Annotated in this window: 19 protein-coding genes and 5 tRNA genes; 23 read left to right on the forward strand and 1 reads right to left on the reverse strand. The window is 40.7% G+C overall.

What is annotated here, in order from left to right; translation table 11 throughout:
* The first annotated feature begins 60 nt into the window (after positions 1 to 60).
* A complete protein-coding gene (locus FSB76_RS19685) occupies positions 61 to 744 on the forward strand; it encodes a hypothetical protein (RefSeq protein ID WP_147056335.1) in 684 nt (227 codons plus the stop codon).
* Positions 744 to 1,661: a hypothetical protein gene (locus FSB76_RS19690; protein WP_147056337.1), complete on the forward strand. Its 918-nt coding sequence runs from the start codon at positions 744 to 746 to the stop codon at positions 1,659 to 1,661. Before FSB76_RS19685 ends, FSB76_RS19690 begins: the two co-directional genes overlap by 1 nt.
* 205 nt (positions 1,662 to 1,866) lie before the next feature.
* On the opposite strand, the gene FSB76_RS19695 is transcribed toward FSB76_RS19690, so the two are convergent.
* Positions 1,867 to 3,621, reverse strand: a complete 1,755-nt coding sequence (locus FSB76_RS19695) for a lysophospholipid acyltransferase family protein (RefSeq protein WP_147056339.1) — start codon at positions 3,619 to 3,621, stop codon at positions 1,867 to 1,869.
* 76 nt (positions 3,622 to 3,697) lie between these two features.
* Between FSB76_RS19695 and FSB76_RS19700 the strand changes: the two genes are divergently transcribed.
* The 21 genes from FSB76_RS19700 (at position 3,698) to rpoB (ending at position 19,451) form a co-directional block, all read left to right on the forward strand.
* On the forward strand, positions 3,698 to 4,564 hold the full coding sequence (locus FSB76_RS19700) for a helix-hairpin-helix domain-containing protein (RefSeq protein WP_147056341.1): 867 nt from the start codon (positions 3,698 to 3,700) through the stop codon (positions 4,562 to 4,564).
* Positions 4,561 to 5,088, forward strand: coding sequence for an adenine phosphoribosyltransferase (locus FSB76_RS19705; protein WP_147056343.1), 528 nt, complete (start codon positions 4,561 to 4,563; stop codon positions 5,086 to 5,088). The genes FSB76_RS19700 and FSB76_RS19705 overlap by 4 nt, the downstream gene beginning before the upstream one ends.
* Before the next feature lie 793 nt (positions 5,089 to 5,881).
* Positions 5,882 to 7,060: an acyl-CoA dehydrogenase gene (locus tag FSB76_RS19710; protein WP_147056345.1), complete on the forward strand. Its 1,179-nt coding sequence runs from the start codon at positions 5,882 to 5,884 to the stop codon at positions 7,058 to 7,060.
* Positions 7,061 to 7,270: 210 nt separating this feature from the next.
* A complete protein-coding gene (locus FSB76_RS19715) occupies positions 7,271 to 7,894 on the forward strand; it encodes a hypothetical protein (RefSeq protein WP_147056347.1) in 624 nt (207 codons plus the stop codon).
* Between the two features lie 197 nt (positions 7,895 to 8,091).
* A complete protein-coding gene (locus tag FSB76_RS32510; RefSeq protein ID WP_225976254.1) occupies positions 8,092 to 8,235 on the forward strand; it encodes a hypothetical protein in 144 nt (47 codons plus the stop codon).
* 121 nt (positions 8,236 to 8,356) lie between these two features.
* Entirely contained in the window at positions 8,357 to 8,551 is a 195-nt protein-coding gene (gene rpsU, locus FSB76_RS19725; protein WP_090642938.1) for a 30S ribosomal protein S21, read from the forward strand.
* A gap of 48 nt (positions 8,552 to 8,599) precedes the next feature.
* A complete protein-coding gene (locus tag FSB76_RS19730) occupies positions 8,600 to 9,547 on the forward strand; it encodes a tyrosine-type recombinase/integrase (RefSeq protein ID WP_317131353.1) in 948 nt (315 codons plus the stop codon).
* A gap of 14 nt (positions 9,548 to 9,561) precedes the next feature.
* Entirely contained in the window at positions 9,562 to 9,909 is a 348-nt protein-coding gene (gene hpf, locus FSB76_RS19735; RefSeq protein WP_147056348.1) for a ribosome hibernation-promoting factor, HPF/YfiA family, read from the forward strand.
* Positions 9,910 to 10,158: 249 nt separating this feature from the next.
* Positions 10,159 to 10,231: transfer RNA gene (locus FSB76_RS19740), tRNA-Thr, on the forward strand.
* Positions 10,232 to 10,297: 66 nt separating this feature from the next.
* Positions 10,298 to 10,378: transfer RNA gene (locus FSB76_RS19745), tRNA-Tyr, on the forward strand.
* A gap of 154 nt (positions 10,379 to 10,532) precedes the next feature.
* Positions 10,533 to 10,605: transfer RNA gene (locus FSB76_RS19750), tRNA-Gly, on the forward strand.
* Positions 10,606 to 10,702: 97 nt separating this feature from the next.
* Positions 10,703 to 10,774: transfer RNA gene (locus tag FSB76_RS19755), tRNA-Thr, on the forward strand.
* A 67-nt stretch (positions 10,775 to 10,841) separates the two neighbouring features.
* Positions 10,842 to 12,029 (forward strand): elongation factor Tu, encoded by a 1,188-nt coding sequence (tuf, locus tag FSB76_RS19760; RefSeq protein ID WP_090642950.1) that lies wholly within the window; start codon positions 10,842 to 10,844, stop codon positions 12,027 to 12,029.
* Between the two features lie 76 nt (positions 12,030 to 12,105).
* Positions 12,106 to 12,176 (forward strand) — tRNA-Trp (locus FSB76_RS19765).
* 17 nt (positions 12,177 to 12,193) lie between these two features.
* Positions 12,194 to 12,388 (forward strand): preprotein translocase subunit SecE, encoded by a 195-nt coding sequence (gene secE / locus FSB76_RS19770; RefSeq protein ID WP_147056350.1) that lies wholly within the window; start codon positions 12,194 to 12,196, stop codon positions 12,386 to 12,388.
* Between the two features lie 16 nt (positions 12,389 to 12,404).
* Positions 12,405 to 12,947 carry a transcription termination/antitermination protein NusG gene (gene nusG, locus FSB76_RS19775; RefSeq protein ID WP_076374894.1) on the forward strand — a complete coding sequence of 181 codons (543 nt, stop codon included), beginning with the start codon at positions 12,405 to 12,407 and terminating at the stop codon, positions 12,945 to 12,947.
* A gap of 188 nt (positions 12,948 to 13,135) precedes the next feature.
* Positions 13,136 to 13,576 carry a 50S ribosomal protein L11 gene (gene rplK / locus FSB76_RS19780; RefSeq protein WP_090642959.1) on the forward strand — a complete coding sequence of 147 codons (441 nt, stop codon included), beginning with the start codon at positions 13,136 to 13,138 and terminating at the stop codon, positions 13,574 to 13,576.
* A gap of 180 nt (positions 13,577 to 13,756) precedes the next feature.
* Positions 13,757 to 14,455, forward strand: coding sequence for a 50S ribosomal protein L1 (gene rplA, locus FSB76_RS19785; protein ID WP_090642963.1), 699 nt, complete (start codon positions 13,757 to 13,759; stop codon positions 14,453 to 14,455).
* A gap of 2 nt (positions 14,456 to 14,457) precedes the next feature.
* Positions 14,458 to 14,976: a 50S ribosomal protein L10 gene (gene rplJ, locus FSB76_RS19790; protein ID WP_090642968.1), complete on the forward strand. Its 519-nt coding sequence runs from the start codon at positions 14,458 to 14,460 to the stop codon at positions 14,974 to 14,976.
* A gap of 63 nt (positions 14,977 to 15,039) precedes the next feature.
* Positions 15,040 to 15,423 (forward strand): 50S ribosomal protein L7/L12, encoded by a 384-nt coding sequence (gene rplL, locus FSB76_RS19795; RefSeq protein ID WP_073405423.1) that lies wholly within the window; start codon positions 15,040 to 15,042, stop codon positions 15,421 to 15,423.
* Positions 15,424 to 15,647: 224 nt separating this feature from the next.
* A complete protein-coding gene (gene rpoB, locus FSB76_RS19800; protein ID WP_147056351.1) occupies positions 15,648 to 19,451 on the forward strand; it encodes a DNA-directed RNA polymerase subunit beta in 3,804 nt (1,267 codons plus the stop codon).
* The last annotated feature ends 5 nt before the right edge of the window (positions 19,452 to 19,456 follow it).

The raw sequence follows: 19,456 nt of genomic DNA on the forward strand, positions 1-19,456 counted from the left end.
GGCATATTTTTTAACCACCAAAATTATTTATATTTTCGGCCCGAAACCTTATTACAACATATGTATTTAAACTATCGCCGTTATTATCGGTTCTGCAAAACTATTCCCTGCTTTTCAAAACTGCTGTTTTTATTTTTCATCCTTAATTCATTTACTGCAAAAGCCCAATTCTCATACGGCGAAAGTTCGCAGAAATTTGGCGTAGGCATTAATGCCGATTATGACATGCCCGCGGGCAGCCTCAAGTATACTTATAAGGCCGCCCCTGCATACGGAGCAAGCTTTTATATTTTTAATGAAAACTGGACTGCCAATGTAAGCGCCGGTTATCGTGTTTATAAGCCTAAACAGGATGTTTTTTATTATGCCGTGGGCGACAACGATTACGGAACTGCTACTTATGGCAACTTCAGGAGCTATATGCTTTATTTGGGTGGCGCCTATAACTTTAACATAAGCGATGGATTCCGGCTTTTTGCCGGCGTAAATTTAGGGGCTTATGAAACTAAGTTTTTCTCGCACTCAGTTGATGCCACTGCCGATAGGACTGAAGATATTAACGAACAGGAACTTTACGGAGCCCCCAAGGCGGGTATAAACCTCAGTTTTGGCGAAAACCTGCAGCTTAATATCCAGGGCTCATACAATTTTTTTGCTACTACAGGGCAAACATACTATAACACGCGTACCGGCACGCTATATAAATCCATATCAACCGGCGCAGGCTTAATTTATAAATTTTAATGATGAAAAATATTTACCTGATTTTTATGGCGTTGCTGATTACATCCGTTACCGCCTGCCAAAAAGATGTTAACCCATATATTACCAAAGCACAGGTTGATAAAATTGATAGTATAAGGCACCCGGCTATAAAAAATGTTGCGTTTATTTACAATAATGAAGTTTACTTTGTAGCTGATTTTGCAGGTAAACCACAGAAAATCACCAACAACGGATCGACTAAGAAGTTTATCAGGATGTCGCACGACCACACCAAATTTGCTTACAAAAACGCAGCGGGATCTATTGATATAGTTGATAAAACGGGTAACCTGCTGGTTTCGCTAAAGCAATATAATGATATCCGCAATTTTGACTGGAGTGCCGATGATAAAACTCTTTACATTATTAATAGCGATAAGGTAGCATTTTACGGGCCAGCCATGAAAGTACCCGCGATAATTTATTTTACCGGCTATTACGATTTTATATCAGCTGCTGTATCAAAAAACGGCGACCTGGCGTACCTGCTGCGCAAATATAACTTTGATGCCCTTGATCAGTACGAAATGGTGATAAGAAAGGCAAGCGGTGGCGATCCTGTTTTTTACAGGGCCGAAGAGTCGGGCTTACCGCCGATGGCTACCATTAATTTTGCTGCTAACGGCCTGGATATGGTACTTGGTTTCGAAGGCCCGGGCGATGATGTGTCGAACGTTTACCTGTTTGATAATATGGCCCAGTATCCAACTTATAAATTAGGTTTTAATGCCATAAGTACACCTGCCTACCAAAGCAATATTAAATATATGCTTGGCGCTTTTGATGATGATGCCGGAAATCATTTAATAAGCGCGGTTTATTTGGATACAGATATTAAGGATAACAACAAAACCTTTGCCGGATATGCAGGCGTAAAATACCTGGATTGGAAATAGTAACTAAGCCTTAAGTTCTAAGTCAGAAGTCATAAGTTGATTTTTTTGACTTAGAACTTAAGAACAAAACCTTTGCCGGATATGCCGGCGTAAAATACCTGGATTGGAAATAGTAACTAAGCCTTAAGTACTAAGCCCGAAGTCTTAAGTTGATTTTTTTTGACTTAGAACTTAAGACTTCGGACTTAGTACTGCTGACTTAACACTATAAATTTTTACCCAGTTTTTCCAATATATCCTGTGGTACCTGCTCCAGGTCCAACACCAGGAAACCGTCAAGGCAATCGGCAAATTTAGGGTCGATGTTAAAGCTGATGATCTTGGCATTAAGCGCGATGTACTGGCGTAGCAATACCGGCACTTTCATATTGCGCGTTTCCACTTCCGATATCAGGTTATCAAGTCCCTTAAAGCTGTCTTCGCCTGCCATCAGCAAGTCAGTGTCTATGCTCGAAAAATCAACCTTAAATTTTTTGCGCGGCTTTACATATTGCGCAAGCTCATGATCAAAATGGTTACGGTTAATATAGTCGACAATGAGCGATTTGGAGAATTTAGAAAATGAATTACTGATGCTTACCGGCCCAATTAAATAGCGGTATCTTGGGTTATCAATCAGGAATTTGAGGATGCCTTTCCAAAGTAAAAACAGCGGTAAAGGTTTAGTTTGATATTCCTTGCGGATCCACGAACGGCCAAGCTCTAAACTTTTACGCAGTACCGGTGTAAACTGGGCTTTTAACTTAAATAATTCGTTAAGGTAAAAACCTGTTTTGCCTACGCTATAAAATATTTCATCGCCCAAACCAATACGGTAAGCGCCAACTATAAGCTTGGCCTCAAAATCCCATATAAACAGGTGATTGTAATAAATGTCGTATTCATCAAGGTCGATAGCCTTGTTACTGCCTTCGCCAATTTCGCGAAAGGTTATTTCACGCAAGCGGCCAATCTCGCGGATAACATTCGGAATCACCGAAGTGGGTACTATAAATACTTCGTAGTTCTTTTCTATCCATATCCTATAGTTATCGCGCAGCGGGGCAACCTCTTTTTCAAGTATATCCACACTTATTTCGGGCACGATATCCTTTGGCTGCCGTTTTATTTTGAAAAGGTTACGCGGACTAAAAATCTTCTTTTCCTCTTCAAGCCCGGTGCCTAAAGCGTAGGTACGGGCACGTAAAAAATTAAGCAGTTTGGCGCTATTGTTATAATCGGGCACATCCAATACATTAATGGGTTTGCCTATGCGTAGTTTAATGGTATGGCCGTGTTTGTTAAATAACTCCGAGGGTAGTTTAGCCGTGCGCAGGGCCGGGTGTATCATACTAAGCAGGTTAAACAATAAGCCGTTGTTGCCATGGAAGTAGATTGGGATAACAGGCACTTTTGCCTTCGCGATAATTTTACCTACCACAGGGTGCCATAGGCGATCGGTTACCTGTTGTTGCTCTACTTTAAAGGTAGATACCTCGCCCGCCGGGAATATGCCTATCGGCGTTCCATTGTTTAACAACTCCAGGGTGTTTTTTAGGCCGCTGATGCTTGATGAGTGTTCAACATTTTCAAACGGGTTTACGGCGATAAAAAAATCGCTCAGGTTTGGGATCTTTTTAAGCAGGAAGTTGGCCATTAGTTTGGCGTCGGGCCTTACTGTTAATAACATCTTTAACAACACCAGGCCCTCGATACCACCGTATGGGTGATTGGCTATGGCAATAAAGCTGCCTGTTTTGGGAATGTGCCTCAGGTCGCGCTCATCAAAGTCTATATCGATGCCGCATCCTGCCAATATAGCATCAATAAACTCAATGCCTTGTTTGGGCTGCGCCTGGGCAAACAGTTCATTAACCTGGTTAATTTTCATTATTTCCATCAATAAAGCGGCCAGGCCAGGCATTTTCAGCTTATCCAGTTTAGTGGCTTTGGCAAACTCTTCGGTGGTTATTACTTTCATTTTTAATAACTGTGTATTTTGTTAACAAATAAATATCTTGAAATTTTATTAATTTAACACCTGATAATTCATATAAATGAAGGATGGCATTAAAAGCTACCTGTCCATAACTAAAAAGGAATGGAACGGGATGGCAGTACTCGTTATTATTATTGCATTGATTTTAGCAGCGCCCTTTGTTTATCAGGCAAGCCGCAAAGATAATACAATAAATTTTAAAGAGTTTGATAAAGCCGCTGCTATGCTAAGCAAAACTGACAGTACAGGCTCGGCATCAAACGGCCCGAAAAGTGGTGGTAAGGAACTGAAAATTAAGCTATTTGCGTTTAATCCCAACAATTTACCCGAAGCCGATTGGGAAAGGCTGGGGCTAAGCGCAGATCAGGTTAAAGTCATAAAAAACTATGAGGCCAAAGGCGGCCGGTTTTATGCTAAAGCCGATGTTAAAAAGATATACACTATAACCGGTGCCGATTACCAACGGCTGGAGCCCTACATAAACCTGCCTGCCGCCGATAATTATACTAAGAAAGCTGCGCCGGGCGAAATTATAGAAATAAACGGCGCTGATTCTGCAAAGCTGACGATGATCAGGGGCATTGGGCCTTCATTTGCCAGGCGGATTATTAGGTACCGGGACAGGCTTGGCGGTTTTTACAGCAAGGAACAGCTGAAAGAAGTTTTTGGAGTGGACGATAGTAAGTACGCCGAAATTAAAAATGGCATTGCTGTAAACGGAAGCCATATTACCAAACTCAATGTTAATAACGCCACCTTCGACCAGTTGCGGCGCTTCCCATACTTAAGCTTTAAGCAGATAAATGCGATAATAGAATACCACAACCAGCACGGCGACTATGAATCGACAGCCGATATGAAAAATATTGCCATACTTGATGACGGAATTTTGCGTAAAATTGGGCCTTATTTAGTTTTTAAATGATTACCGAGCAAATAAAGAAAGCCATCCGCGACATTCCTGATTTCCCGAAGCCGGGGATAATATTTAAGGACATAACCCCCATTTTGAAAGACCCAGCCCTTTGCGACAATATTATTAATGCTTTTGTGGAGCAATTGAAGGGTACCCAAATAGATGTTATTGCAGGGATAGAAAGTCGCGGGTTTTTATTTGGGCTTACGCTGGCTTCTAAATTAGGCGTTCCCTTTGTGCCAATACGTAAGGCAGGCAAGCTGCCATACACCATAAAGCGAAAGGCATATAAACTGGAGTATGGCGAAGCGGTAATTGAATGCCACACCGATGCCTTTGAACCGGGCCAGCACATCCTGATACATGACGACCTGCTGGCTACCGGCGGTACCGTAACAGCGGCCAGCGAGCTTATTGAAGAGATGGGCGGCATAGTGGCCGGCTTCTCGTTTGTTGTGGAGCTTGGCTTCCTGAAAGGCCGCGAGCGGATAGCACCAATAAGCGATACGCTGGTGGTATTGGCAGAGTATTAACTTTAAAGTATCAGGTAGTTGGTATCAAATATCAGGTTTTTTTGATGTTCAGATTCCGGATGTGCAGATGATTTTGTCTGAACCGGAATTCGTCGGATTTATCAGATTCTTGGGATTGGATTTTAAAAATCTGTGGAATTCGACAAATCTGTTTAATCCTGGTTCAGAAAAATGCGTTAGATTGAAGCGGATACCGGCCAATGTGGCTAAGGCCTGTGCAGTATGAGCGAAGAGCCTGGCCGCAGGCAACGCCCTTGTTTGGGGAGTTGATGGTGTTAAGCGACGGCCTGTCGCCAAAACCCTGATTTGATTCTGGCGGAATAATTTCGTATATTGTATTGATTACTTAACTATACCGGGCGCCCTTGAAAAAAATAAAACAGCGGGAAGTAAAAAAAAAGTTTTTTATTAGTAAGGCACTGTAGTATAGGTTGTTGTGTGATAAATAGAAAAATAATTGTATTGTAAAGTGCATGAAAAGTATCTGAAATGTAACGAAAAGTATACCAAAAGTGCACAAAAAGTGAGTATTAGTGTGCAAATGTTACATGAAATTCAGCACTGGTTTGCAGTGCTAAAAGAGCGGGTGAGGATGTTGTTCAAAAAACAGATAGGAGGCAAAAAAATATTTTATTTTTTTTTCTTCGCTTTTCCTGGTGTAAAAACTATCCTATTTAAACTAAACCTATTATTCATACCGTATACCATTTTGTACTATGTTTACCCGGTATTTGGGATGAAACTTTACCCATACTTATATCGTTTATTTGTATAACCAGTTATATAAATTAGTATGGAAACCTTATTTACAGACGATCCCGCAATGCATGGATTCGACTTTTCTACCAGTGAAAACCAACGTATGGTGGGCCAGATGGCCAAAGATTTTACCGAACGCCACATTAAACCTCATGTAATGGAATGGGACGAAGCGCAGCACTTCCCCATTGAATTGTTTAAGCAATTAGGCGAATTGGGCATGATGGGAGTGCTGGTTCCTGAACAATACGGTGGCTCGGGCTTTGGTTATTTTGAGTACGTAACCGTTATTGTAGAAATTGCCAAGGTTTGCGGTTCAATAGGTTTATCGGTAGCCGCTCATAATTCGCTTTGTACCGGTCATATCCTGGCCTTTGGCAGCGAAGAACAAAAAATGAAATGGCTGCCCAAACTGGCCACCTGCGAGTGGCTTGGCGCCTGGGGTTTAACTGAGGCCAACACCGGCAGCGATGCCTTAGGAATGAATACTACCGCCGTTTTAGATGGCGACCACTACATAGTAAACGGATCAAAAAACTGGATTACCCATGGCAAAAGCAGCAATGTGGCTGTAGTAATGGTGCGCACCGGGGCAAAAGGCGATTCGCACGGCATTTCGGCGCTGGTTATTGAAAAAGGAACACCCGGTTTTACCCATGGCAAAAAAGAAAACAAGCTGGGCATGCGCGCATCTGAAACTACCGAACTGATATTTGATAACTGCCGCGTACCTAAAGAAAACCTGCTGGGCCTTGAAGGCGAAGGCTTTAAACAGGCCATGAAGGTGTTGGATGGTGGCCGTATTTCTATAGCAGCTTTATCATTGGGCATAGCTAAGGGTGCTTTTGAAGCCGCTGTAGCTTACTCCAAAGAGCGCAGGCAGTTTGGGCAGCCAATAAGCAATTTCCAGGGCATTGCCTTTAAACTGGCCGATATGGCTACCGAGATTGAAGCATCTGAACTGTTGATTATGCAGGCTGCCGACCTGAAAAACCGTCACCAGTCGGTTACCAAACAATCGGCCATGGCCAAATACTTTGCATCAGAAACAGCAGTACGTGCAGCCACCGAGGCGGTACAGATCTTCGGCGGCTACGGTTATACCAAAGATTTCCCTGTTGAAAAATACTACCGCGACGCCAAACTATGCACGATAGGCGAGGGGACAAGCGAGATTCAGAAGATTGTGATAAGCAGGGAGGTGTTGAGGTAGTTGTGAGTTGTGAGTTGTGAGTTGTGAGTTGTGAGTTGTGAGTTGTGAGTTGTGAGTTGTGAGTTGTGAGTTGTGTGTAAATTGGCGGACAAGGTAGGCAATTCTGAAAATTCTTTAATTTTGAAAATTCTGATTCAGACAGGTTTATATTTAACATTAAATAACATTCGTAAATAAAAAAATGCTTTTTCAAAACTTTATATTTAAGAATTGAAAAAGCATTTTCTCATAACCTTTATCTTATCGATGGCCGTTAATTGTGGATATGCCCAGGATTTTACTTTTAAACCCCGGAGTATTCTAACAAAATTAACTGCTGCAGATTCACTGCGTTGGAATAGTAGTATCGCCTATTTTACAGCTTCTCCTCCTGCCGTTGAAGGTTTTATATTATCTGTAGATCAAACTAAGGTAGATGTGCTCCACGGGCCTCTTTATGATGGCGCAAGAGAATATTATGTTCAAGTGCCGGTGAAATTAACCAATACATCTGACGATACTTTACGATATCTCAGTATGTCATGTTCCTGGTGGGATATTTACCGAACAGATCATCAGAAGATAAAAATTTTTTCACCGAATAGCTGTTATAAAAATTCGCCGATAACTTGTATAGTGCCGCCTCATCAGTTTGTAATAAGAAATATTATTGTTTTGGTGCCTAAAGAAATGGCATCTGTAATTTTCAAAATAGGAATGACGGTGCAGAGAAAATTCGATAACGGTTTGCTTAAGGATAGGTTCTTGCTAAGTTCAATTGCACCAACAGACCAGCATGTAATATGGTCTGATTATGTGTTGGTATCACAGTGGAAGACAAAGAAAAGTAAATAGCTATCCCTTAATTCCCCTTGATCTGGGGAGGCACATTTATTGGATAGTAAAATGGGATAATAGAATGCATTAAATGAATACAAAATGATAACTGACGAAGAATTAAATGAAATAGAACAAAGATGCGCCAGTACTCAAAATGGCCCGTGGAAAGCCTATATAGAAAACCGCGATCATGAAAGCGGCAATAGCTTATAATGACCGGCGAAGGAGACGGCAGGGAAGAAGACATAGAAATGACGGGAGCAACTATTGCGGATTATGATTTTATTGCCTTTGCGAAACAAGACATCCCAAGGTTGATTAGTGAAGTACGAAGGTTGAAAGAGCTGCTAAAATAAAGCCTCGGCAATTTTAACCACTTACCTAATCAACCCAATCAACTATTTTATCTTCCCTATTTGATATTCAAAACCAAATAGTTAACTTTGCCCTCCCTTGAAAGGAGGTATTTAGGAAATTATGATCATTATTAACGTAAAAGACGGCGAATCATTAGACAAAGCATTGAAACGCTTCAAAAAGAAATTTGAAAAAACAGGTGTTTTAAGAGAACTTCGCAGTCGTCAGGCTTTTGAAAAAAAATCTGTAACCCGTCGTCATGTTGTTAAACATGCCATCTACAAGCAAAATATGAACTTAGAAACCACTGTTTAATTCTGTCAAAAGAATTTTTCAGTTTTCTTAACACTATATTAAAACTATTTGTACATTCAATCTCTGGATGTTCAAATAGTTTTTATGTTTTTAGAGCGTTTTATCCAATATATTAAGTTCGAAAAGCGGTACTCCCTGCATACCGTATCGGCCTATCAATCAGACTTGGATCAGTTTATGCTCTTCCTCAACAACCCTGGTAATGCCACCGTTGTCCCCGAACCTATAATTACCCATCCCAACCAAATTACCTATCATGACATCCGCAACTGGATGGTGAGCATGATTGACCATAAATTGACCGGCCGGTCTGTAAACCGGAAAATGGCCACACTACGCAAGTATTTTAAATTTTTACTACAGGAGGGTGTTATTACGCAAAACCCGGCATCAAAAATCCGTTCGCAAAAAATACCTAAGCATCTGCCTGTGGTAGTTGAGGGCGCAAGCCTTACCCAAATGCTGGATAACGATATTGTTACCGATGATGATTTTGAAGGCATGCGCAATAAGCTGGTGGTTGAATTATTGTTTGGCACCGGCATACGCCTTGCCGAGCTGTTGGGCCTGAAAGACAGTGACATTAACGACTATGAAGGCACCTTAAAAGTGCTGGGTAAACGTAATAAGGAACGCATTATACCTATCAATACCGAACTGCGGATATTACTTGGGCGTTACCTGGAGTTAAAGAAAAATCAAAATTTTCATAACATTTCGGTAATGTTAATCGTTACAAGTAAAGGTACCGACGCTTATCGGCAACTAATTTATTTGATAGTGCAAAAATACCTCTCTAACATATCAACCCAAACAAAAAGAAGCCCGCATGTACTGCGGCACACATTTGCAACAAGCTTACTCAACAATGGGGCCGACCTGAACTCCATTAAAGAACTTTTGGGGCACGCTAACCTTAGCGCCACCCAGATTTATACACACAATTCAGTTGAACGATTAAAGTCTATTTACAAACAAGCCCATCCAAAGGCGTAATTAAAGGAGGAAACATGAAAATTACAGTGCAATCAATTCATTTTACCGCAGACAGGAAATTATTAGATTTTATTCAGAAGAAAGCTGATAAGCTGGATACGTTTTATGATCATATTATAAGTGGCGAGGTTTACTTAAAGCTTGAAAACGTGGAAGATGAGGCAAATAAAATTGCCGAGATTAAATTATTATTGCCGGGCAACCAGATTTTTGCCAAAGAGAAATGCAAAAGTTTTGAAGAAGCCACGGATTTGGCAGTTGAGAGCCTGCGCAAACAGATTGAGAAGCATAAACAGAAGAAAACTATAGCCGATGCTGCCGCCAAAAAGGTGATACTAACCGAGGTAGAAGAAGGATTTTAATATAAAAAAGGCCATTTTATGGTTAAAATCGACGGGTTTACAGCCCGTCGATTTTTTTTGATAAAAAATTTTGAAGCGCGCTATTTTTTTGTAGATTTGCAATCCCTTTCAGAGAGGTGCCAGCGTAGTAAAATACCTTGTAAATTTTTGTAAAGAATGTTCTTTAAAATATAAAAAACTTATTAGTTTTGCCGCTCGATAAACGGAACCCCAGGGTTACGGTAATTGAAAGAGTAAAATAAAAAATAAGCCTCCTTAGCTCAGCTGGTAGAGCGACTGACTTGTAATCAGTAGGTCATTGGTTCGATCCCGATAGGAGGCTCTGTTTTTTTCGGAGGTGTGATGTTTAGCTTCAATCTTGGGCAGCACAAATCCGAAATCAACAACTGGGGAGATACCAGAGCGGTCAAATGGGGCGGACTGTAAATCCGCTGCTTCGGCTACGAAGGTTCGAATCCTTCTCTCCCCACTTATTGAGTAGGCAGTTTTCAGTTTTCAGATAGCAGTTAAAGTTATCAGATGATTGGGAACTGCTAACTTGATTAAAAAAGGTTTACCAATTTGTATTATCAGCAGGCACGGTGCCAACTGAAAATTGCAAAACGGAAACTGAAAATAAACAAGCGGAAGTAGCTCAGTTGGTAGAGCGATAGCCTTCCAAGCTATAGGTCGCGAGTTCGAACCTCGTCTTCCGCTCGGTTGGTTCATTTGTCGGTTAGTTCATTTGTTCATTAGTGGCAGCCGCAAAAGACCAGTGAACTAATAAACGAGTGAACCAATGAACAAAAAATAAGCCGACGTAGCTCAGGGGTAGAGCACTTCCTTGGTAAGGAAGAGGTCATGGGTTCAAATCCCATTGTTGGCTCAACAGAATAAAACATAATAAAGAATACATTTTTAAGTATAAATTAACCTACAAATAATTATAAATCATGGCAAAAGAAAAGTTTGACCGCAGTAAACCGCATTTAAACATCGGTACAATCGGTCACGTTGACCACGGCAAAACAACCCTTACTGCAGCTATCACTAAAGTTTTAGCTGATGCAGGTTTATCAGAAGCTCGTTCATTTGATTCAATTGACTCAGCTCCTGAAGAAAAAGAACGTGGTATTACAATTAACACCGCGCACGTTGAGTACTCAACTGCTAACCGTCACTACGCTCACGTTGACTGTCCAGGTCACGCGGATTACGTGAAAAACATGGTTACAGGTGCTGCTCAAATGGACGGTGCAATCATTGTAGTTGCTGCAACTGATGGTCCGATGCCACAAACCCGCGAACACATCCTGTTGGCACGTCAGGTAGGTGTACCTGCACTTGTTGTTTTCATGAACAAGGTTGACATGGTTGATGATCCGGAATTATTAGAATTAGTAGAAATGGAAATTCGTGAATTATTATCATTCTACGAATATCCAGGTGATGATATCCCAGTAATCCAGGGTTCTGCATTAGGTGGTCTTAACGGCGATCCTACCTGGGTTGGTAAAATCATGGAGTTGATGGATGCTGTTGATAACTTTATCCCTATCCCTCCACGTTTGACAGATCTTCCTTTCTTAATGCCTGTTGAAGACGTATTCTCAATCACTGGTCGTGGTACTGTTGCTACCGGTCGTATTGAGCGTGGTGTAATCAACTCAGGTGAGCAAGTTGACATCCTTGGTATGGGTGCCGAAAACTTGAAATCAACTGTAACTGGTGTTGAGATGTTCCGTAAGATCCTTGATCGCGGTGAAGCTGGTGACAACGTAGGTTTATTGTTACGTGGTATTGAAAAAACTGATATCCGTCGTGGTATGGTTATTTGCAAACCAGGTTCAGTAACTCCACACACCGACTTTAAAGCAGAAGTATACGTATTATCAAAAGCAGAAGGTGGCCGTCACACTCCATTCTTCAACAAATACCGCCCGCAATTCTATTTCCGTACAACTGACGTAACCGGTGAAATTTCATTGGCCGAAGGTGTAGAAATGGTTATGCCAGGTGATAACGTTACCATCACTGTAAAATTGATCAACGCTATCGCTATGGAAAAAGGCTTACGTTTCGCTATCCGTGAAGGTGGCAGAACAGTAGGTGCTGGCCAGGTAACTGAAATTTTGAAATAAGAATTTCAAAAAGGTTAATTGGAAACATAAGTTTACTGTAAAAAGTAAACTTATGTTTTCTTATTATAAAATATACACGGGAATAGTTCAACGGTAGAATAGAGGTCTCCAAAACCTTTGATCAGGGTTCGAATCCTTGTTCCCGTGCATAAGCAAAGTTTAAAATGGCTAACGTAATTGAATATATTAAAGAATCATACATCGAGTTAACTGAGAAGGTAACCTGGCCAACCTGGCGTGAGTTGCAAAGCAGTGCCATATTGGTATTGGTTGCTGCAATTATCATTGCCATGGTTATTTTAGGTATGGACCAGATCATAGCTTATTTGCTTAAAGCATTTTATAGTTCACTTACATAATATTTAGGAGATAGCGATGAGTGATCAATTGAAGTGGTATGTAGTTAGGGCCATAAGTGGTAAAGAAAAAAAGGTTAAACAATATATAGATGCCGAAATTAGTCGTTTGGGCATTACCCATTTGGTGCCACAGGTATTAATACCAACAGAAAAGTATTACCAAATGCGCGATGGAAAAAAGATTGCTAAAGAGCGTAACTACTTTCCTGGCTATGTATTGATGGAAGCCGTATTAGATGGCGAAACCGAACACATCATCAAGAATATAAACAGTGTTATAGGATTTTTAGGCGATAAAGCCGGTAATGCTATCCCACTGCGCCAAGCCGAAGTTAACCGTATTTTAGGTAAGGTTGATGAAATGAGTGCCCAGGGCGAAACAATGAACGTACCTTACTACATAGGCGAAAACGTAAAAGTAATGGACGGACCTTTCAATGGCTTCAGCGGTGTTATCGAAGAAGTTAACGAAGAGAAAAAGAAATTAAAAGTTATGGTAAAGATATTCGGGCGCCGTACGCCGCTTGAATTGAATTACATGCAGGTAGAGAAAGAATAATTATTGAATTACTGATTTATTGAATTATTGATTTATCAGTTGGATATAGTTTAAAAAATATAAGTGGCTTTTTAATTGGGTAAGCTGAAATCAATAATTCACTAATTCAATAATTCAGTCATTAAAAGTCCTTAAATGTTACTTAGCTTCCACTTACTAACATTGAGTTATAATTAAAGTAAATTAAAATGGCAAAAGAGATCGGTGCAATGGTAAAGCTGCAGGTTAAAGGCGGCGCCGCAAACCCATCACCTCCAATTGGCCCTGCATTGGGTGCAAAAGGTGTGAACATCATGGAGTTTTGCAAGCAATTTAATGCACGTACCCAGGATAAAGCTGGAAAAGTGTTGCCTGTTTTGATTACTGTTTATGTTGACAAATCTTTCGAATTTATCATCAAAACCCCTCCTGTTGCAATCCAGTTATTGGAAGTTACAGGTTTAAAAAGTGGTTCGGCTGAACCCAACCGTAAAAAAGTTGCCAATGTAAATTGGGAGCAGGTTGAAACTATAGCCAAAGATAAAATGGTAGATTTAAATGCATTTACTGTAGAATCAGCCATGAAAATGGTGGCAGGTACTGCCCGTAGTATGGGAATCACCGTATCAGGTACGGCTCCCTGGAACTAAATTGATTTCGGATTTCGGATTTTCGATTTCGGATTTTTAAAATCTTAAATCTCAAAATCTCAAATTTCAGATCAAAAATTAACGTTTCGATGGAGGACGGCGATAACGGAGAATTAAATCCGAAATCTAACATCCGAAATCCGAAATAAACAAGAATTTATACAAAATCAGTTTAAGACAGTGGCTAGATTAACAAAAAATCAAAAAGCGGCACTCTCCAAAATTGAGGCAAACAAATCGTATTCATTAGAAGCTGCATCAGCTTTGGTAAAGGAATTAACCTTAACTAAATTTGATTCATCAGTTGATATAGACGTTCGTTTAGGTGTTGACCCGCGTAAAGCCAATCAAATGGTACGTGGTATAGCAACATTACCTCATGGAACCGGTAAAACTGTACGTGTATTGGTGCTTTGTACTCCTGACAAGGAACAAGAAGCTAAAGATGCAGGTGCGGATTACGTAGGTTTGGATGAATATATTGCCAAGATTGAAGGCGGATGGACTGACGTTGATATTATCATCACTATGCCAAGCGTAATGGCTAAGGTAGGTCGTTTGGGTAGAATTTTAGGCCCGCGTAACCTTATGCCAAACCCTAAATCAGGAACAGTAACTCCAGAAGTTGGAAAAGCTGTAACTGAGGTAAAAGGCGGTAAAATCGACTTCAAAGTTGATAAAACAGGTATCATCCATACCTCAATAGGAAAAGCATCATTCCCTGCAGATAAAATTTATGAGAATGCATTAGAAGTATTGCAAACTATCTCAAAATTAAAACCGTCGGCAGCAAAAGGAACATATTTCAAGAGCATTCACATCTCTTCAACCATGTCTCCTGGAATAACAGTTGAAACTAAATCAGTAGCGGGGATCTAATCATGAATAAAGAAGAAAAATACGACCTTGTTCTTGCCCTTACTGAGCAAATGAAAGAGTACGGTAATTTCTATATTACTGATACCTCTAATTTAACAGTTGCAAAGATCAATGATATCCGTCGTCAGTGTTTCCAAAGCGAAATCACGATGAAAGTGGCAAAAAATAGCTTGATTAAAAAAGCTATGGAAGCTGCAGGTGGCGATTACACTCCAATATTTGATGTATTAAAAGGTTCATCATCAATCCTTTTTTCAAAATCAGCAACTGCTCCGGCAAAGTTGATTAAACAATTAAGGAAAAAAAGTGACAAACCGATTTTAAAAGCAGCTTATATTGATTCAGCAATATTTATTGGCGACAACCAGATCGATACGTTGATCAAGTTGAAATCAAAAGAGCAGCTGATAGGCGAAGTTATCGGATTATTGCAATCACCAGCCAAGAATGTTATTTCTGCACTGCAATCAGGCGGAAATACTATCGCAGGTTTGGTAAAAACATTACAAGAAAGAGGTTAACTAACACCTCATTAAAGTTAGATAACAATAAACAAAAAGCATTAAAAGTAAAATTTAAATAAAATGGCGGATTTAAAAGCGTTTGCTGAACAGTTGGTAAACTTAACAGTAAAGGAAGTAAACGAATTAGCTCAGATCTTAAAAGATGAGTATGGTATTGAGCCTGCTGCTGCAGCTGTTGCTGTTGCTGCTGCTCCGGCTGGTGGCGATGACGCTCCTGCTGCTGAAGCAGTACAAACTGCATTTGACGTTATCCTGAAAGAAGCAGGTGGCGCTAAATTAGCGGTTGTTAAATTAGTAAAAGACTTAACCGGCTTAGGTTTGAAAGAAGCTAAAGATCTTGTTGACGGTGCACCTAAAGAAGTTAAAACTGGTGTAACTAAAGAAGAAGCTGAATCTTTGAAAAAACAATTAGAAGAAGCTGGAGCAGTAGTTGAGGTTAAATAAGTTAACCCAATAAAATATAGCATGAGACTCCGACCTATTTTGGTCGGGGTCTATTGCTGTTTATAAAGGTTTGGATTGAGAAGATAATAGATATGAGATTTGAGATACGAGACTTTGCCAATTTTTGTAATTGCTAAGTCTTTAAAACATCAACTCGATCTCAAATCTCACATCTCAAATCTCACATCTACAAAAGTTTATTAATAAACTAAAAATTAAACACCTTGGCAAACAACATTAATCAAAGAGTAAACTTTGCAACCAGTAGAAAGGTACTTGATTACCCCGATTTCCTGGATGTTCAGTTACAATCTTTCCAGGAATTTTTTCAATTGGAAACCACCTCAGACAACCGCTATAAAGAAGGTTTGTTTAAAGTGTTTGCTGAAAATTTTCCGATCTCGGATTCAAGGAACATCTTCGTTTTAGAGTTTCTGGATTACTTTATTGATCCGCCACGTTATGATATACAAGAGTGTATCGAGCGCGGATTAACTTATAGCGTACCATTAAAAGCCAAGCTTCGCCTGTCATGTAACGATGAAGAGCACGAAGATTTTGAAACAATTGTACAAGACGTTTATTTGGGCACAATCCCTTACATGACGCCTAAAGGTACATTTGTTATTAACGGTGCCGAACGTGTAATTGTATCGCAGTTACACCGTTCACCTGGTGTATTCTTTGGCCAAAGCCGCCACACCAACGGTACAAAATTATACTCTGCCCGTGTTATTCCTTTCAAGGGTTCATGGATTGAGTTTGCTACAGACGTTAACAACGTGATGTACGCTTATATCGACCGTAAAAAGAAATTCCCGGTTACCACGTTGCTGCGTGCCATTGGTTATGACTCTGATAAGGACATTTTAGAGTTATTTGAACTGGCCGACGAAGTAAAGGTTAGCAAATCGGGCCTGAAGAAATTCATTGGCCGTAAGCTTGCTGCAAGGGTACTCAAAAAATGGGTAGAAGATTTTGTGGACGAGGATACCGGTGAAGTGGTATCTATCGACCGTAACGAAATTATCCTTGAGCGTGAAACTGTATTAGAAGATGACCATATTGATATGATCATTGATGCTGGCGTTAAAACCATCATCCTGAACAAGGAAGATGCTTCAACCAGCGGTGATTATACTATTATATATAACACTTTACAAAAGGATACTTCAAACTCCGAGAAAGAAGCGGTGGAGCATATCTATCGTCAATTACGTAACGCCGAACCACCTGATGAGGAAACTGCACGTGGTATCATCGATCGTTTGTTCTTCTCGGATAAAAGATATGACCTGGGCGATGTGGGCCGCTACCGCATCAACCGCAAGTTGAAATTAAATACCTCTGATGAAACTAAGGTATTAACCAAGCAGGATATTATCGCCATCGTAAAATACTTGATCAAACTGATCAACTCAAAAGCCGAGGTGGATGATATTGATCACTTGTCAAACCGTCGTGTTCGTACAGTTGGCGAGCAATTATATGCCCAGTTTGGTGTTGGTTTGGCCCGTATGGCCCGTACCATCCGTGAGCGTATGAACATCCGCGACAACGAGGTATTTACACCAACCGATCTGATCAACGCGCGTACACTATCATCTGTGATCAACTCGTTCTTCGGAACTAACCAGTTATCACAGTTTATGGACCAAACCAACCCACTGGCAGAGATCACGCACAAGCGTCGTCTGTCAGCCCTTGGGCCCGGTGGTCTGTCACGTGAGCGTGCGGGTTTCGAGGTTCGTGACGTACACTATACCCACTACGGTAGGTTATGTACCATCGAAACTCCGGAAGGACCAAACATTGGTTTGATTTCGTCGCTTTGCGTACACGCCAAAATCAATAATTTAGGCTTTATCGAAACTCCGTACAAACGTGTGGTTGAAGGTAAAGTGCAGGTTCAGGAGCCGGTTATCTATTTATCGGCCGAAGATGAAGATGGTAAAACAATTGGCCAGGCAAACGCGCATTATGATGATAATGGTGTATTTGCTTTACCGAAAGTAAAAGCCCGTTTTGAAGGTGACTTCCCGATTATTGATCCGGAGAAACTTGATTTAATGGATATTGCGCCAAACCAGATCACTTCTATCGCGGCTTCGCTGATTCCGTTCCTAGAACATGATGATGCTAACCGTGCCTTGATGGGTTCAAACATGCAACGCCAGGCTGTACCTTTGTTACGCCCTGAAGCGCCAATTGTTGGTACCGGTTTGGAAGGTCGTGTGGCTAAAGATTCACGTACACTAATCAATGCCGAAGGCGATGGTGTGGTTGAATATGTAGATGCTAACGAAATCCGTATTAAATATGACCGTAACGAGCTTGACCGCCTGATATCTTTTGATGGCGATTCAAAAAGCTACCGTTTAACCAAGTTTAAGAAAACCAACCAAAGTACTACGATGAACCTTAAGCCAATTGTTAAAAAAGGCCAAAGGGTATCAAAAGGCGAGGTGCTTTGCGAAGGTTACGCAACACAGGCAGGCGAGCTTGCCCTGGGCCGTAACTTAAAAGTGGCTTTCATGCCTTGGCAAGGTTACAACTTTGAGGATGCTATCGTGATCTCCGAGCGCGTTGTATCGCAGGATATTTTCACTTCGCTTCACGTTGAAGAATTTGAATTGGAAGTACGTGATACCAAACGTGGCGAAGAAGAATTAACACCAGATATCCCTAACGTATCAGAAGAAGCTACTAAGGACCTTGACGAAGACGGTATTATCCGTGTTGGTGCCGAGGTTAAAGAAGGCGATATCCTGATTGGTAAGATTACTCCGAAAGGCGAATCTGACCCATCACCGGAAGAAAAACTGTTACGCGCCATTTTTGGTGATAAAGCTGGTGATGTTAAGGATGCATCTCTAAAGACTCCACCTTCAATTGCAGGTGTGGTTATAGATACCAAATTGTTTAGCCGTGCCAAGAAAACGTCGAAAGCCGAAGAAAAAGCACAGTTGGAGAAATTGGATAACAAACATGATAAAGCAGTAAAAGACCTTAAAAACACTTTGATTGAAAAGTTATTTGAGATTGTGAACGGCAAAACATCACAAGGTGTTTACAACGTTTACAAAGAGCTTCATGTACCTAAAGGTGTTAAATTCACCCAGAAAATTTTAGTTGAACTTAATTACGAAAACATTAACCCAACTAAATGGACTACTGATGATGATAAAAACGACCAGATAAAAACCTTACTTCATAACTACAACATCAAAGTTAATGAGGAATTAGGTGCTTACCGTCGTGATAAATTTGCTATCAGCGTGGGCGATGAGTTACCATCTGGTATTGTTCAAATGGCTAAAGTTTACATCGCTAAAAAGCGTAAGCTTAAAGTAGGTGATAAAATGGCCGGTCGTCACGGTAATAAAGGTATTGTTGCACGTATTGTACGTGATGAGGATATGCCTTTCCTTGAAGACGGAACACCGGTTGATATTGTGTTGAACCCGCTGGGTGTACCTTCACGTATGAACTTAGGGCAGATATACGAAACCGTATTAGGTTGGGCAGGTAAAGAGTTAGGCATTAAATTCGCTACCCCAATTTTTGATGGTGCAAGCCATACCGAAGTTGAGGAGTGGGTTAAAAAAGCAAACTTACCAGAATCTGGCCGTACCTATTTATACAATGGCTTAACTGGTGACAGATTTGACCAGCAGACCACAGTAGGTATTATATACATGCTGAAATTGGGTCACATGGTTGATGATAAGATGCACGCACGTTCTATCGGGCCATACTCATTAATTACACAACAACCATTGGGTGGTAAAGCCCAGTTTGGTGGTCAGCGTTTTGGTGAGATGGAGGTTTGGGCATTGGAAGCATTTGGTGCTGCCAATATTCTGCAAGAGATATTAACCGTTAAATCGGATGATGTTATCGGCCGTGCCAAAACTTATGAGGCTATTGTTAAAGGTGAAAACCTGCCAACACCATCAGTTCCTGAATCATTCAACGTATTGGTTCATGAGTTAAGAGGTTTAGGTTTAGATATCACGTTAGAATAATTATT

Source organism: Mucilaginibacter ginsenosidivorax (assembly GCF_007971525.1).
Taxonomy (GTDB): domain Bacteria; phylum Bacteroidota; class Bacteroidia; order Sphingobacteriales; family Sphingobacteriaceae; genus Mucilaginibacter; species Mucilaginibacter ginsenosidivorax.

Excerpts from the sequence above, each read along its gene's own strand:
- FSB76_RS19685 (WP_147056335.1), top strand. The coding sequence starts at position 61 with ATGTATTTAAACTATCGCCGTTATTATCGGTTCTGCAAAACTATTCCC.
- FSB76_RS19690 (WP_147056337.1), top strand. The coding sequence starts at position 744 with ATGATGAAAAATATTTACCTGATTTTTATGGCGTTGCTGATTACATCC.
- FSB76_RS19695 (WP_147056339.1), bottom strand. The coding sequence starts at position 3,621 with ATGAAAGTAATAACCACCGAAGAGTTTGCCAAAGCCACTAAACTGGAT.
- FSB76_RS19700 (WP_147056341.1), top strand. The coding sequence starts at position 3,698 with ATGAAGGATGGCATTAAAAGCTACCTGTCCATAACTAAAAAGGAATGG.
- FSB76_RS19705 (WP_147056343.1), top strand. The coding sequence starts at position 4,561 with ATGATTACCGAGCAAATAAAGAAAGCCATCCGCGACATTCCTGATTTC.
- FSB76_RS19710 (WP_147056345.1), top strand. The coding sequence starts at position 5,882 with ATGGAAACCTTATTTACAGACGATCCCGCAATGCATGGATTCGACTTT.
- FSB76_RS32510 (WP_225976254.1), top strand. The coding sequence starts at position 8,092 with ATGACCGGCGAAGGAGACGGCAGGGAAGAAGACATAGAAATGACGGGA.
- rpsU (WP_090642938.1), top strand. The coding sequence starts at position 8,357 with ATGATCATTATTAACGTAAAAGACGGCGAATCATTAGACAAAGCATTG.
- hpf (WP_147056348.1), top strand. The coding sequence starts at position 9,562 with ATGAAAATTACAGTGCAATCAATTCATTTTACCGCAGACAGGAAATTA.
- tuf (WP_090642950.1), top strand. The coding sequence starts at position 10,842 with ATGGCAAAAGAAAAGTTTGACCGCAGTAAACCGCATTTAAACATCGGT.
- secE (WP_147056350.1), top strand. The coding sequence starts at position 12,194 with ATGGCTAACGTAATTGAATATATTAAAGAATCATACATCGAGTTAACT.
- nusG (WP_076374894.1), top strand. The coding sequence starts at position 12,405 with ATGAGTGATCAATTGAAGTGGTATGTAGTTAGGGCCATAAGTGGTAAA.
- rplK (WP_090642959.1), top strand. The coding sequence starts at position 13,136 with ATGGCAAAAGAGATCGGTGCAATGGTAAAGCTGCAGGTTAAAGGCGGC.
- rplJ (WP_090642968.1), top strand. The coding sequence starts at position 14,458 with ATGAATAAAGAAGAAAAATACGACCTTGTTCTTGCCCTTACTGAGCAA.
- rplL (WP_073405423.1), top strand. The coding sequence starts at position 15,040 with ATGGCGGATTTAAAAGCGTTTGCTGAACAGTTGGTAAACTTAACAGTA.